We start from the raw sequence: 14288 nt of genomic DNA, 5'->3' as shown, positions 1-14288 counted from the left end.
CACGCCGGCGCGGTGCCCCCCCGCCGTCCTCCCGACCGCCGCGCTACACGGTCCGGGCCGGCCCGCGCCGCGAATCGCGAAGGCTTTCGTTGCTCTCCCGGCGGTGCAGCGCGAGCATCGGCGCATGATGAATTCCATCCACCGCCGCAGCCTGGCCGCGCTCGCCCTGGCATCCCTACCGGCTGCGGCGCACGCCCAGCCCGTACCGACACTGGACCTTCTGATCGGCCGGGGTGGCCCGGCGGCCGGCGCCGGTGTGCTCGACGAAGCCCTGTGCCAGGCGCTGGGCCAGGTGCGCCGCGGGCGCGTGGCGTTGCGCGCGGACGGGCGGGCGATCCCCGACACCATCGCGGCACCGCCCGACGGCAGCACCCTGCTTCTGACCGATGACATCGCCACCTTCTTCCGGCCCACCACGCGCGCGATCCTGCCCGACCGGATGCACGATCTGGTGCCGGTCACGATGGTCTTCCGCTTTCCCAGCGTGCTGCTGGCGAAGGTGGAGCTCGGCGTGTCGGACCTCGCGGCGCTGCTCCGGCTGGCAGGGCGGGAGCCGGACAGCGTCGCGGTCCGGGTCGGTCCCACGCTGCGCTCGGAGGGCGTGGCCATGGCGCTGGTCGAAAGCGCGGCGGGCGTGCGCTTTTCCCTGGTCGATTTCGGCGTCCGCGGGCGCGGCTCGCCGCCGCGCTGGGACCTGGCCGTCGAGTCGCCTTCGGCCGCCACGCCCCGGCCACCGGGGGGACCCGCGCTGCGCCCCATCGCGGTCACGACGCCGCGGCGCGTCGCGCGGCTGCCGACTGTGCCCAGCTTCACCGAGCTCGGCCAACCGGGCTTCGAGGCGATCGGCTGGTGGGGGGTCTTCGCCCCGCCAGGCACCACGCCCGAGACCTGCGACGGCCTGCACCGCGACATCGCGCGCGCCTGCGCCCTGCCCGCGGTGCGCCAGGCAGTGGCGGGCTGGTACGCCGAGACGCCAGTGATGCCGCCGGCTGAGTTCGCCGCTCTCCTGGCGCAGGAGCGGCCGCGGATCACGGCGCTCGCGCCACGGCTGCGCCGAAGCATGTTGGGCTGATCGACCGTTCGAGATTGCCGTGCCGAACTGCGGACTTTGCCGGACGGCGCCGTCCCGAACGCTCGTGGAGAAGCCCCGGCTTGCGCCGTGCCCGAAACGGGCGCCGCGCGGAACCCGCGCGATTTGACGCTCTGCCGCGCCGCACCATACAAATGCGCGAGATCAAGGCCGCATCTTCCGCACGGGAACGGGACAAGCGGCCGCCTGGAGTACCGGACCCATGTCCAAGACCACCGATGTGCGGGAGGCCGTGATGGTCGGCCGCCGTTCGGACGGCACGCTTGTGCGCCGTCCGCTGTCGCCGCACTTGCAAGCCTACGACATGATGCAGATGACCAGCGTGCTGTCGATCACGCACCGCATCACCGGCATCGTGTGGTCGATCGGCATGGTCTTCCTGGTGTGGTGGCTGGCGGCCGCCGCCGCCGGCGAGGCATCGTTCAACGGCGTGCAGTGGTTCTTCGGATCCTTCTTCGGGATCCTGGGGCTGATGGCCCTGACCGCGGTGGCCTGGTACCACACGCTGGCGGGGCTGCGGCACCTGTATTGGGACAGCGGGCGCGGCTACGACCTGCCGACCACCTATGCCACAGGGCGGATGGTGCTGATGGGGACCGCGGGCCTCACCGCGCTCACCTGGCTCGTCCTGCTGATCACCTGGATCTGAGCGCGATGTCCCAGCCCACGCTCCGCACGCTTCGTTCCCCGCTCGGCCGCGCGCGCGGCATGGGGGCGGCCAAGACCGGCACGCATCACTGGTGGATGCAGCGCGTCACCTCGGTCGCGCTGCTGCCGCTGACGCTGTGGCTGGTGTTCTCGCTGGCGCGGATGCCCGACAGCACCTGGCAGCAGGCGGTGTCGTGGATCGGTCGGCCGTTCAACGCGGTGCTGCTGCTGGCCTTCCTGGCCGCCGCCTTCCACCATACCGCGGCCGGGCTGCAAGTGGTGATCGAGGATTACGTACGCGGCGAGCTGCCGCGCATGGGCGCAGTGCTGGCGGTGAAGGGCCTGTGTGCGCTGCTGTGGCTGGTGGCCACGCTGGCGGTACTGCGGATCGCGGTCTGAAACCCCTGGCAGGATGCCGGGGAACGCCCAAGTGGCTAGACGACACATGACGCGGGCCGGAGGGCTTCTTCCCCGCCGCGCGGAACGGATGAGACGGGATCGATGAACGCGATCAGCAAGCCTTCCAGCGGCGCCTACCGCATCGTGGACCACACCTATGACGTTGTGGTGGTGGGGGCCGGCGGCGCCGGGCTGCGCGCCACCTTCGGCATGGGTGCGGCGGGGCTCAAGACCGCCTGCATCACCAAGGTGTTCCCGACCCGCAGCCACACCGTGGCGGCGCAGGGCGGCGTCGGTGCCGCGCTCGGCAACATGGGCGAGGATGACTGGCGCTGGCACATGTACGACACCGTGAAGGGGTCGGACTGGCTGGGCGACCAGGACGCCATCGAATACATGTGCCGCGAGGCGGTGCCCGCGATCATCGAGCTCGAGCACTACGGCGTGCCGTTCTCCCGCACCGAGGACGGCAAGATCTACCAGCGCCCCTTCGGCGGCCACATGACGCATTACGGCAAGGAGCCCGCCATGCGGGCCTGCGCCGCGGCAGACCGCACCGGCCACGCGATCCTGCACACGCTGTACCAGCAGTCGCTGAAGCACAATTGCGAGTTCTTCGTGGAGTATTTCGCCCTCGACCTCATCATGGATGACGAGGGCGTGTGCCGCGGCGTGACCGCCTGGTGCCTCGAAGACGGCTCCATGCACCGCTTCCGCGCGCAGACGGTGGTGCTGGCCACCGGCGGCTATGGGCGCGCGTATTTCTCCTGCACCTCGGCGCATACCTGCACGGGCGATGGCGGCGGGATGGTGCTGCGCGCCGGCCTGCCGCTGCAGGACAACGAGTTCGTGCAGTTCCACCCGACCGGCATCTACGGATCGGGGTGCCTCGTAACGGAAGGCGCGCGCGGCGAAGGCGGCTACCTGACCAATTCCGAAGGCGAGCGCTTCATGGAGCGCTATGCGCCGACCGCGAAGGACCTGGCGTCGCGCGACGTCGTCTCCCGCGCCATGTCGATGGAAATCCGCGAAGGCCGCGGGGTGGGTCCGCACAAGGACCACATCCATCTGCACCTCGAGCACCTCGGCGCCGACATCCTGCACGAACGCCTGCCCGGTATTTCCGAGACGGCAAAAATCTTCGCCGGCGTGGACGTGACCAAGGAGCCGATCCCGATGCTCCCGACCGTCCACTACAACATGGGCGGCATCCCCACGAATATTCACTGCGAGGTGTTGGCCGCGACCGGCAAGGACCAGGACAAGGTCGTCCCCGGCCTGATGGCGGTGGGCGAGGCCGCCTGCGTGTCGGTGCATGGCGCGAACCGGCTCGGCACCAATTCGCTGCTCGACCTGGTGGTGTTCGGCCGCGCGGCGGCGCATCGCGCGGCGGAGACGATCCGCCCGGGCGCGAGCCAGCCGCCGCTGCCGGCCAAGGCGGGCGAGGCCTCGCTCGACCGCTTCGACCGCGTGCGCAACGCCAAGGGCAGCACCAGCGTGTCCGAGCTGCGCCTCAACATGCAGCGCACCATGCAGACCCACGCCGCGGTGTTCCGCACCACGGAACTGCTGCGCGAGGGCGTGGAGAAGATGGACAAGGTCGCCGCGGGCTATTCGGACATCAAGATCGCCGACCGCTCGCTGATCTGGAATTCCGACCTGGTCGAGGCGCTGGAACTCGACAACCTGATCGGCAATGCGCTGACCACCATCCACGGCGCCGATGCCCGCCACGAGAGCCGTGGGGCGCATTCGCACGAGGACCATCCGGACCGCGACGACCAGAACTGGATGAAGCACACGCTGGCGCGCGTGGACGACAAGTATGCGGTGAAGCTCGACTACCGCGACGTGAAGATGCGCACGCTGACGAACGAAGTGCAGGTGTTTCCGCCCAAGGCGCGCGTTTACTAGGACCCGGGCCGTCCGGCCGCCGCGGGGGCACCGGCCCCGGCGCGCGGCCCGGGCGGCGCAAAGGACAGCAAGATGGCCACCTTTACGCTTCCCAAGAACTCCACCGTCGGCGAGGGCCGCACCTATGCCGCGCCGTCGGGTGCGAAGAACGTGCGGTCCTTCCGCATCTACCGCTGGGACCCGGATGGCGGCGCCAATCCGCGCACCGACACGTATGAGATCGACCTCGACCAGTGCGGGCCGATGGTTCTCGACGCGCTGATCAAGATCAAGAACGAGGTCGACTCCACGCTGACCTTCCGCCGGTCCTGTCGCGAGGGCATCTGCGGGTCGTGCTCGATGAACATCGACGGGCTGAACACGCTGGCCTGCCTCAAGCCGATCGAGGAGGTGAAGGGCGATGTCCGCATTTCCCCGCTGCCGCACATGCCGGTGGTGAAGGACCTGGTGCCGGACCTCAGCCAGATCTACGCACAGCTGCGCAGCGTCGAACCCTGGCTGAAGGCCGACACGCCGCCGCCGCCGGATGGCGAGCGCCTGCAGTCCAAGGAGGAACGGGCGAAGCTCGACGGGCTGTGGGAATGCATCCTGTGCTTCTGCTGCTCCACCGCCTGCCCGTCCTACTGGTGGAATGGCGACCGCTACCTCGGCCCGGCCGTGCTGCTGCAGGCTTACCGCTGGATCGCCGACAGCCGCGACGAAGCCACCGGCGAACGGCTCGATGCGCTCGAGGACCCGTTCAAGCTCTATCGCTGCCATACCATCATGAATTGCACCCGCACCTGCCCCAAGGGGCTGAACCCGGCGCAGGCGATCGGCGAGATCAAGAAGCTGATGGTCGAACGCCAGGGCTGAGCCCCGGCGCAATGCCGGGAGCGGCACGCGCGCGCAGCTGGGCGGGCAACGCCCAGGCCCGGCGCCACCCGGCGCCGCGAGACCCCGCCCCTTGAGCGAACCTCCGCCCGATCCTGGCGCCATTGCCGGCCTGGTCGCCCGCCATGCGCCTGGGGCGCGCCGTTTCCTGGCCTGGCGCGCCGCCGCCGCGCTGCCGGCGCTGCTCACGGCGGCCCGGCGCGGCCAACCCGACTGGGTGATGGGCATGGAGGCGCGCGAGGCGGACCTCGCGCCGCTGCTCGCGACGCTGCCGCACGACCCCTGCCTGCACCTGCGCGGCCTGCCGCCGATCGAACCGCCGCCGCCGGGCCAGGCGCACCCCCTGCTGGTGCGCGCGCAGCACGGGCTGCGCCCCGACGTGGTGCTGGTCGGTGCCGAGGACGCGGTGCGTGGCGCGCTCGGCGCCACGCGGCTGCTACGGACGGACGGGCTTCTGCTCGCCCCGCCGCTGACCGCCGAGCAGGAAGACGCGATTGCGCGTGGCTTTACCGTGCTGGCACGGCTGCCGGGCCTGACCGCGCTGCGCCCGCGCCGCGGCGCCCCGCCCGCAGCACCACGCCCGCCCGGCCGCCACGCCATCATCGTCACCGTGGTCGGCGCCCAGACCGAGGCGGAATGGGAGATCACCGGCCCGTCCGTGCGCGCCTATGCCGCCGCGATCGACGCCGAGCTCGTGGTGGCGCGCGACGGCGCCGGCCTGCCCGGCCCCACGCTGAAGGCGTTGTCCATCCCGCTGGCCGAGGCCTTTGACCGCGTGATCATGATGGATGCCGACATCCTGGTCCGCCCGCACGCGCCCGACCTGTTCGGGTTGGTGCCGCCGGAGAAAGTCGGCGCCTATCCCGAAGCGCGGCACTTCCCGCGCGCCGAGATCGCGGCCGAGGCGGCGGCCATGCACGGCGTGCCCCCCTTCCCGCCCGAGGACTACTTCAATGCCGGGCTGATCGTGCTCTCGCGGTCGCACCTCGACCTGGTGCGCGCGGTCGGCGAGGGCCTCGTTGGCGGCACCCATCCCGAACAGGACACGATCAACGCCGAACTGCGCCGGCTCGGCTTCCCGCTGCACCGGCTCGATCCGGAGTTCAACCTGATCGCCACCGGCCGGCACCTCACGGATTGGCGCTGCGGCTGGATGCTGCACACCGCCGGCGCGCCCAAGGCCACGCAGCGCCGCCGCTTCGGCTGGCGCCGCCAGGACTTCCCGCGCGGCGTGGTCTGGACGCGGCAGCCCATCACCGGGCGCGGCCTGCGCCTGCCGCACATGGTGGCCCAGGCCGCGCGCATCGCCGGGCAGGAGGCGCGCGTGATCGACCCGGACGAGATCGCGGTCACGGCCCCGCGCGGCTTCGCCCGCGTGATGCCGAATGGCGTGGCAGCGATCTGGATCGAGGCTGCCGCGACCAACGCGCCGGATTGGCCGGCGGTCGCGCGCCTCGATGGGCTGGCGCCGGGGCGCTGGCAGCTGCGCGCGGTCCCGGTGCCGGAGGAGCCCCTGCCGGATTGTGCGCTGCGCGTGCAGCAGGCGGGCGGCGCGGCGCCGGTCCTGGACGGGCGCCTGCGCGCCGAGGTGTTCTTCGACCTGCCCGACGGTGCGCCGGCGATCGAGGTCGCGCTGGGCGGCAGCGGGGCGGGCGGGGCGCTGGCGGGGCTGGTGTTGCTGCGCGACCGGTCGTGGCCGAACGGGGACTGGCATCCGGCGCCAACTGTGCCAGCATCCCCCTGAAGGCCGGCCGCGCGACCGCGGGACGGCACGCAACGGGAGAACCGACCCATGGAACCTCGTGCCACGCATCGCCGGGCCCTGGCCGCGGCCGCAGGCCTCGCCGCCCTCGCCTTCGGCTTCGCAGCACCTGCTGCGGCTCAGACGCTGACGCTCGGGTCGGCCGCGCCGGTCACCACCATCGACCCGCATTTCCACAATGTCGGGCCGAACAACGCGCTGACGATGCACATCTTCGACCGGCTGGTGGAACGCGACGGGCGGGCCCGCCCGCGCCCTTCGCTCGCGGAATCCTGGCGCGTGGTGTCGGACACGGTATGGGAGTTCAAGCTGCGCCAGGGCGTGACGTGGCATGATGGGCGGCCCTTCACGGCGGACGATGTGGTCTTCACCTTCGGCCGCGTGCCGAACGTGCCGAACAGCCCGGGCGGCTTCCAGGGCTTCCTGCGCGCGATCGAACGGGTGGAGGTGGTGGACCCGCACACCATCCGCCTGCACACCCGCGCGCCGCATCCGCTGATGCCGCTCGACCTCGCATCCGTGTCGATCATTGCGCGGCACGCGGCGGAAGGGGCGGCGACCGAGGACTTCAACACCGGCCGCGCGGCGATCGGCACCGGGCCCTATCGGCTAGTGTCCTACCGCTCCGGCGACCGGATCGAGATGGCACGCAACGAGGCGTATTTCGGCGGGGCGGAGCCCTGGGCGCGCGTGTCGTACCGCATCGTCAACAACGACGCGGCGCGCACCGCTGCGCTGCTGGCCGGCGACCTCGACCTGATCGAACAGGTGCCGACCTCGGACCTCGCGCGGCTGCGCCGCGACAACCGCGTGACCATCACCGAGATCCCGTCGCTGCGCACCGTCTACATGGCGCCCGACTACACGCGCGACGGCAACACGCCGCTGGTGACCGACAACAACGGCACGCCGCTGCCGGTCAACCCGTTCAAGGACGTGCGCGTGCGCCGCGCCCTGTCCATGGCCATCAACCGCCAGGCGCTGGTGGACCAGGTGATGGAGGGTGCCGCCACCGCCACCGCGCAATGGCTGCCCGAGGGCGCCTTCGGCTACAACCCGCGCGTCCGCCCGCGCGCCTACGACCCCGACGGTGCGCGCCGGCTGCTGGCCGAGGCCGGCTACCCGAACGGCTTCCGCGTCACCGTCAACACGCCCAACGACCGCTGGCCGAACGATGCGCGCCTGACCCAGGCGATCGCCCAGATGTGGACGCGCGTGGGCGTGCGCGTGACGGTCGATGCCGCGCCCTGGACCGCCTTCGTGCCGCGCCGCGCACGCCTGGAATACGCCATGCAGATGGCGGCCTGGGGGTCTTCGACCGGCGAGGGCTCGAACTTCCTGGTCAACACCATCGCCACCAACAACCGGCAGCTGCTGACCGGGGCGAACAACAATGCGCGCTTCTCCTCGCCCGCCTTCGATGCTCTGGCGGCACGCGGTTCGGCCACGCTCGACGACGAACGGCGCGAGGCGATCTGGCAGGAAGCGGTCGAGCTGTTCGCCCAGGAGGAACCGGTGATCCAGCTGGTGCAGTACATCAACACCTGGGCGGCGCGTCGCGGCCTGGTGCATGACCCGCGGATGGACGAGCGCACCATCGCGATGGGCGTGCGCGCGGCACGGTAGCCTGATGCCCGCGGCCACGCGGCCCCGCCACGTCGCGAAGGGCGGGCGGGACGCGGCCTTGGCACGGGGCCCCGTGCCGTGCCGGTCACGGCGCCAGTGACACGCGCCACCCGACCGCCTGGAAGGGACGGTCGGGCCCGTTGCCGGTGATCCGCCCGGCCTCGGCCTGCATCGTCACGCGGATGCGGTCCTCGGGGTACCAGTTGAACGCCAGCGTCCAGATCGACTGGATGCCGCCGCGCGTCGGCCCGTCATTCAGGTCGGCCCGGCTGTAGCGGCCGGCGAGTTCCAGCCAGCCCCATTCGCCCGCGGCGGGATCGAGCAGCGCGCCGCCCGGCCGCGTCCAGGCACCCAGGCGTGGGTCCCAACGTCGCGGCGCCCCCAGCAGCGGCCAGGATGCCGCGCCGTACCAGCCGCCGAAGCGCCGCGCGCCGCCTGCGTCGGCATCGACGCCGATCGCCTGGGCCTCGGCGGCCAGGTGCAGCGGCCCGACCATGCCGGAGAGTTCCGGCCCCGCCGCCCAGGCCTGGCCGGCGGCGATGCTCCGCGTGTCGAGGAACCTGTTGGGCGAGATGCGCAGTTCGGGATAGTCGCGCAGCCGCACCGACGCGTCGCCGCGCGTGCCCGGCTCGGTCTGCAGCGCAGCATTGGCGCCCAGCGCCACGCGCAACCATCCCGCGAAGGGCTGCACGACGGCGCGGCCGGCGACGCCGCGCTGCTGCCCGTCATCGGCGGTGGTGGTGACGCCGCCGGTGGCATAGGCGGAGGCGAACCAAGTCTCGCCGCGCAGTTCGACGCCGGCCGCCAGCCGGCTGCTGCCCGAGGCCAGGCTGGTGGCGATCTCGATGATCGAAGCGCGTTCCATGAACAGTTGGGAGAACGACCCGCCCGACACCTCCAGCGTGTGCAGCGGCGTGAAGACCCCCGCCCGCGCGGTCATCCAGTCGAGGCCCGACCAGGCGAGCTGCGCCTCGTAGAGCTGCCCGCCATCCGGCTGCCCGCCCGGCGCGCGCGGGGCGAATTCCCACAGGACCACATAGTCGAGCCCGGGCAGGATCTGGCCCCGCACACCGACCTCCGCCCGCCGGACCGCGACATTGCTCTGGAAGCCCGGCCGCACCTCCTGACCGGCGAATGACCCGGCATCGAGGTCGAGCCGCCCGGCCGGCGCCAGGGTGAACCGTCCGTCGAACAGGTCGAGCCGCGGCATGGCGGCGCGCGGCGTATCCTCCGCGCGCGGCGTCGCCGGCACCAGCAGCGCGGCCAGCGCCATCGCGCCGCACCGAACCCGCCATCGCGCCTGCGCGCCCTGCTTCACCATGGCCCCGCCATCCCACGCTGCCCGGTCGGACCGTACCGTATCGGGCTGTCCCGTCACCCGAACTACAGGAAGCCCACCGGGTCCACATCCACCTGGACCCTGACATTGCCCGGGACGCTCACCTTGGCCAGCCAGGCTTCGAGCAGCGGCTGCACCGCGATGTCGCGCCGCGTCTTGAGCAGCAGTCGCCGCCGGTGCCGCCCGCGCAGGATCGCGAGCGGCGCGGGGGCCGGCCCCAACACCTCCACGCCATCGCCCCCCGGCGCCGCCAGGCCGAGGTCGCGCGCGATGCGGTCGGCCGCGCGCTCCTCCTCGGCACTCACGATCAGCGCCGCCAGGCGCCCGAAAGGCGGCCAGTGGCCCGGGCGGCGCGCATCGGCCTCGGCCGCCATGAAGGCCTCGAGGTCGTCGGCCACCAGCGCCTGCATCACCGGGTGTTCGGGCGCGAAGGATTGCAGCAGCACGCGCCCGGGCCGTTCCTCCCGCCCGGCCCGCCCGGCCACTTGGTGCAGCAGCTGGAAGGTGCGCTCCGCCGCGCGCAGGTCCCCGCCCGCGAGGCCGAGATCCGCATCGACCACGCCGACCAGCGTCAGGTGCGGGAAGTGCCAGCCTTTGGCGACGATCTGCGTGCCGATCACCAGGTCCACCGCGCGGTCCTGGATGGATTTCGCCGCCGCCGCCGCTGCCGCCGGGCCGGGGATGGTGTCCGACGCCATGACCAGCCGGCGCGCATCGGGCCAGATCGCGCTTGCTTCCTCGAGCACGCGCTCGACACCCGGGCCGATCGGCACGGTGGAATGGGGCGTGCCGCATTCGGGGCAGGCCTCGGGAATGCCCTCGACATGGCCGCAATGGTGGCATTGCAGGCGGCGCGCAGCGCGGTGTTCGACCAGCCAGGCGGTGCAGTTGGGGCAGCGCAGCCGGTGGCCGCAGCTGCGGCACAGCGTCATGGGCGCGTAGCCACGGCGGTTGAGGAACAGCATCGCCTGCTCGCCGCGCGCCAGCGTGTCGGTCACCGCCTGCACCAGCGGCGGGCTGATGAACCGGCCGCGCTCGGGCGGCGTTGCGCGCATGTCCACCAACGAGACGCTGGGCAGCGCCGCGCCGCCGTGCCGCGCGGGCAGATGCAGCGCGGCGTAGCGCCCGGTCTGCGCATTCACGCTCGATTCCAGCGAGGGCGTGGCGCTGGCCAGGACGCAGGCGGCCGAACACAGCCGCGCGCGCACCACCGCCATGTCGCGCGCGTGGTAGACCACGCCCTCCTCCTGCTTGAAGGCGGTCTCGTGTTCCTCATCGACCACGATCAGGCCAAGGTCGGGGAAGGGCAGGAACAGCGCGGAGCGTGCGCCGACCAGTACCGGGGCCTCGCCCTCGGCCACCGCGCGCCAGGTCTCGCGCCGCGTGCGCGACGTCAGTTCGGAATGCCACAGCGCAGGGGCGGCGCCGAAGCGCGCGGCGAAGCGGTCGAGCCATTGCGTCGACAGCGCGATCTCGGGCAGCAGCACCAGCGCCTGGCGGCCCTGCGCCAGGGTCGCGGCGATGGCTTCGAAATATACCTCGGTCTTGCCCGAGCCGGTCACGCCGGTCAGCAGCGTCACGCCGAAGGCCCGCCGGCCGGCGGCCAGGCGCAGCGCGGCCGCGGCATTGTCCTGCTCCGCACCCAGCACCGGGCCGGGGTGCGCCGCGTCGGGCCGCGTGAAGTGCGCGGGGCGGGGCAGCAGCGCGGGTTCCAGCAGCCCCGCATCGGCCATGCCGCGCAGCACCGCGGGCGCCACGCCGGCCTCCCGCGCGATCTCGCCGCCCGCGCGCGGCGCGCCGTCGGCCAGCAACGCCAGGACGCGTGCGCGGGGCGGTGTGATGCGCGGACCCTCGGGCCGGGCGGCGGTGCTGCGCCAGCCGGCTTGTGGCGCGCGGGCTTCGAGAGCCGAGGGCGTGCTCATGGCCATGCGCAGCACCGCGCCGGGCGGGCTGAGCGTATAGGCCGCGACCCAGTCCACGAATCGGCGCAGCGTTTCGGTCATGGGCGGGGCGTCGAGAACGCCGCGGATGTCGCGCAGGCGAGCATCCTGCAGCGCAGGATCGGCCGCGCCGTCCCACACCACGCCAGCGACTTCACGTCCGCCCAGGGGCACCACGACGAAGCAGCCCGGCGCCACCGCCATGCCGGAGGGCACGCGGTAGTCATAGGCCGCGCCCAGGGGCAGGGGCAGCAGCACCCGCACCCGTGTCGTGGCCGCAACAGCCTGCGCCGTCACGGGACCGCGCGTGTTCGCCGCGCCAGCCATCGGTTACACTGTGACCCCCGACACCGCCGGCGCGCGCGGCGCGCCCCAGACTGCCGCAGGAAGGTCTCCGGATATGAAGTTCTTCGTCGATACCGCCGAGGTGGCCGACATACGTTCGCTCGCCGAGGCCGGCCTGGTCGATGGCGTCACCACCAACCCCTCCCTGATCGCGAAATCCGGCCGCGACTTCAAGGAGGTGATCGCGGAGATCTGTGCCATCACCACCGGCCCCGTCAGCGCCGAGGTCACCGCCACCGACGCCGCCGGCATGGTCGCCGAGGGCCAGGTGCTGCGGGCCATCGCGCCGAACGTGGCGGTGAAGGTGCCCCTGACGGAAGCCGGGCTGGTCGCCTGCCGCCGCCTGGCGGACAACGGCGCGATGGTCAATGTCACGCTGTGCTTCTCCCCCGCGCAGGCGCTGCTGGCGGCCAAGGCGGGGGCGGCCTTCATCTCCCCCTTCGTGGGCCGGCTGGACGACATCGCGACGGACGGGATGCGGCTGATCGCTGACATCGTGCAGATCTACCGTAACTATCCCGCGCTCACGACCGAAGTCCTGGTGGCGTCGGTCCGCCACCCGATCCACCTGGTCGAAGCGGCGAAAATGGGCGCACACGTGGCAACCCTTCCTCCATCGGTGATCCGTATGTTGCTGAAGCACCCGCTGACCGACCGCGGGCTGGAGGCCTTCCTGGCCGACTGGAAGAAGACGGGGCAATCCATCCTGTGAGCACATCCCTCCCCGTCGCGGACGTCCAGCCGGATCTCCGGGCGGAGGAGGTCGAGGCCTTCCTGCGCGCCCACCCGCATTTCCTGGCCGAACGCCCGGAGATCTACCGCGTGCTGGTGCCGCCCCGGCGACTGCATGGCGAACGCCTGGCCGACCACATGGCGGCCATGCTGGCGGCCGAACGCGCCCGGGCGCGCGCCATGGAGGCCGAGGTGCGCGCCGCGGTCGAGGCCGGGCGCGCCGGCGCCGGGCTGACCGTGCGCATCCGCCTGGCCGTGCTGGCGCTGATGCGTGCCCCCGACGTGATGGAAGCCGTGACGCAGGAAGTGCCCGCGCTGCTGGGTGTCGAGACCTGCTCGCTGGCGGCCGAACCCGTGCCGCGCGCCATCCCGGCCCTGCCGCACGGGGTGCGGATGCTGCCGGGCGGCGCCGTGGCGCGCCTGATCGGGCGCGGGCGCGACGCCGTGGTGCGCGCCCAGCCCACCGAAACCGCGCTGCTGCATGCCGAGGCCGCGGGCCTGGTGTTGCGCGACGCGCTGGCACGCGTGCCGCTGGTCGATGGCCCCCCCATGCTGATCGCGGTCGGCGCGCGCGAGGCCGCCGCCCTGCCGGTGCGCCAGTCGGTCGCGGTGCTGGCCTTCCTGGGCCGCGCCGTGGCGGCCGCGCTGTCGCGGTGAGATGACCGGCGAACAGGCGCGCGCGGCCTGGCTCGCCTGGCTGGCCGGGGAACGCCGTGCCAGCCCGAATACGCTCGAGGCCTATGGCCACGACATCGCGGAATTCCTGGGCTTCCTCACGCGCCACCTGGGCGGGGAGCCCGATATCGCGGCGTTGGGCGCGCTGCGCCCGGCGGACCTGCGCGGTTTCCTGGCGGCGCGCGCGGGCGCGGGCGATGGCACCGCGACACGCGCTCGGCGGTTGGCGGCGGTGCGCGGCTTCCTGCGCTACCTGACGCGCCGGCATGCCATGGCGGCGTTGCCGGTCGGCGCGCTGCGCGGGCCTCGCCCGAAGCCACCCATCCCGCGCGCCCTGACGACCGCGGATGCCCGCGCCGTCGCGCGCGACGTCGGCGAGCACTACGACCCCGCCCGGCACGAACGCGCGCCATTGCAGGCGGCGCGGGACGTCGCGCTGTTCACGCTGCTGTATGGCGCTGGGCTGCGGATCGCCGAGGCGCTGGCGCTGAACCTGGGCGATGCGCCGCTGCCCGGCGGCAGCGCGGCGCTGCGCGTGGTGGGCAAGGGGGCCAAGGAACGCCTGGTGCCGGTTCTGCCGGCGGTGCGCGTGGCGATGGCCGACTACCTGAAGCATCGCGGGCCGGGAGCCGCGGATGATCCGCTGTTCCTCGGCGCGCGGGGCGGGCGGCTCGATGCCGCGGTGGCGCAGAGGTCGCTGCGCGAATTCCGCCGCCTGGCGGGGCTGCCGGAACACGCCACGCCGCACGCGCTGCGCCATTCCTTCGCAACGCACCTGCTGGGCGCGGGAGCGGATCTGCGCGCCATCCAGGACCTGCTGGGCCATGCCAGCCTGTCGACCACGCAGCGCTACACCGCGGTGGATGCGGCGGGGCTGCTGGCGACCTGGAAGAAGGCGCATCCGCGCGCGGGGTGACCCGAGCAGGCACCCATATGCGCGCAGGA

At 72.7% G+C, this 14288-nt stretch carries 12 protein-coding genes; 10 read left to right on the top strand and 2 right to left on the bottom strand.

The window, feature by feature from the left end; all coding sequences use genetic code 11:
* Positions 1–124: 124 nt before the first annotated feature.
* From MWM08_RS04345 to MWM08_RS04315, 7 genes are all read left to right on the top strand, one after another.
* A complete protein-coding gene (locus MWM08_RS04345; protein ID WP_244458249.1) occupies positions 125–1072 on the top strand; it encodes a tripartite tricarboxylate transporter substrate-binding protein in 948 nt (315 codons plus the stop codon).
* Between the two features lie 220 nt (positions 1073–1292).
* On the top strand, positions 1293–1739 hold the full coding sequence (gene sdhC / locus MWM08_RS04340) for a succinate dehydrogenase, cytochrome b556 subunit (RefSeq protein ID WP_244458248.1): 447 nt from the start codon (positions 1293–1295) through the stop codon (positions 1737–1739).
* 5 nt (positions 1740–1744) lie between these two features.
* On the top strand, positions 1745–2137 hold the full coding sequence (gene sdhD, locus MWM08_RS04335) for a succinate dehydrogenase, hydrophobic membrane anchor protein (protein WP_244458247.1): 393 nt from the start codon (positions 1745–1747) through the stop codon (positions 2135–2137).
* Positions 2138–2239: 102 nt separating this feature from the next.
* The gene (sdhA, locus tag MWM08_RS04330) at positions 2240–4051 is read left to right on the top strand and encodes a succinate dehydrogenase flavoprotein subunit (RefSeq protein WP_244458246.1); all 1812 of its coding nucleotides are present in this window, start codon (positions 2240–2242) and stop codon (positions 4049–4051) included.
* 72 nt (positions 4052–4123) lie between these two features.
* A complete protein-coding gene (locus MWM08_RS04325) occupies positions 4124–4906 on the top strand; it encodes a succinate dehydrogenase iron-sulfur subunit (RefSeq protein WP_244458245.1) in 783 nt (260 codons plus the stop codon).
* 91 nt (positions 4907–4997) lie between these two features.
* On the top strand, positions 4998–6668 hold the full coding sequence (locus MWM08_RS04320; RefSeq protein WP_244458244.1) for a glycosyltransferase family protein: 1671 nt from the start codon (positions 4998–5000) through the stop codon (positions 6666–6668).
* A gap of 48 nt (positions 6669–6716) precedes the next feature.
* On the top strand, positions 6717–8312 hold the full coding sequence (locus MWM08_RS04315; RefSeq protein ID WP_244458243.1) for an ABC transporter substrate-binding protein: 1596 nt from the start codon (positions 6717–6719) through the stop codon (positions 8310–8312).
* 85 nt (positions 8313–8397) lie between these two features.
* Here MWM08_RS04315 and MWM08_RS04310 read toward each other — a convergent pair whose 3' ends face one another.
* Both MWM08_RS04310 and MWM08_RS04305 read right to left on the bottom strand, forming a co-directional pair.
* Positions 8398–9633 carry an OprO/OprP family phosphate-selective porin gene (locus MWM08_RS04310; RefSeq protein WP_244458242.1) on the bottom strand — a complete coding sequence of 412 codons (1236 nt, stop codon included), beginning with the start codon at positions 9631–9633 and terminating at the stop codon, positions 8398–8400.
* A gap of 62 nt (positions 9634–9695) precedes the next feature.
* Positions 9696–11918 (bottom strand): primosomal protein N', encoded by a 2223-nt coding sequence (locus tag MWM08_RS04305; RefSeq protein WP_244458241.1) that lies wholly within the window; start codon positions 11916–11918, stop codon positions 9696–9698.
* A gap of 73 nt (positions 11919–11991) precedes the next feature.
* Here MWM08_RS04305 and fsa point away from each other — a divergent pair, with 73 nt between their 5' ends.
* From fsa to MWM08_RS04290, 3 genes are read left to right on the top strand one after another with little or no spacing between them, the layout of a single operon-like run.
* Positions 11992–12648 carry a fructose-6-phosphate aldolase gene (gene fsa, locus MWM08_RS04300; RefSeq protein ID WP_244458240.1) on the top strand — a complete coding sequence of 219 codons (657 nt, stop codon included), beginning with the start codon at positions 11992–11994 and terminating at the stop codon, positions 12646–12648.
* Positions 12645–13325: a DUF484 family protein gene (locus MWM08_RS04295; RefSeq protein WP_244458239.1), complete on the top strand. Its 681-nt coding sequence runs from the start codon at positions 12645–12647 to the stop codon at positions 13323–13325. The genes fsa and MWM08_RS04295 overlap by 4 nt, the downstream gene beginning before the upstream one ends.
* A 1-nt stretch (position 13326) precedes the next feature.
* Positions 13327–14259, top strand: coding sequence for a tyrosine recombinase XerC (locus MWM08_RS04290; RefSeq protein WP_244458238.1), 933 nt, complete (start codon positions 13327–13329; stop codon positions 14257–14259).
* The last annotated feature ends 29 nt before the right edge of the window (positions 14260–14288 follow it).

It is taken from the genome of Roseomonas fluvialis (assembly GCF_022846615.1).
In the GTDB taxonomy this organism is placed as follows: domain Bacteria; phylum Pseudomonadota; class Alphaproteobacteria; order Acetobacterales; family Acetobacteraceae; genus Neoroseomonas; species Neoroseomonas fluvialis.
The sequence above is the reverse complement of the archived record's forward strand: the minus strand, read 5'-3'. Positions and strand labels throughout refer to the sequence as shown.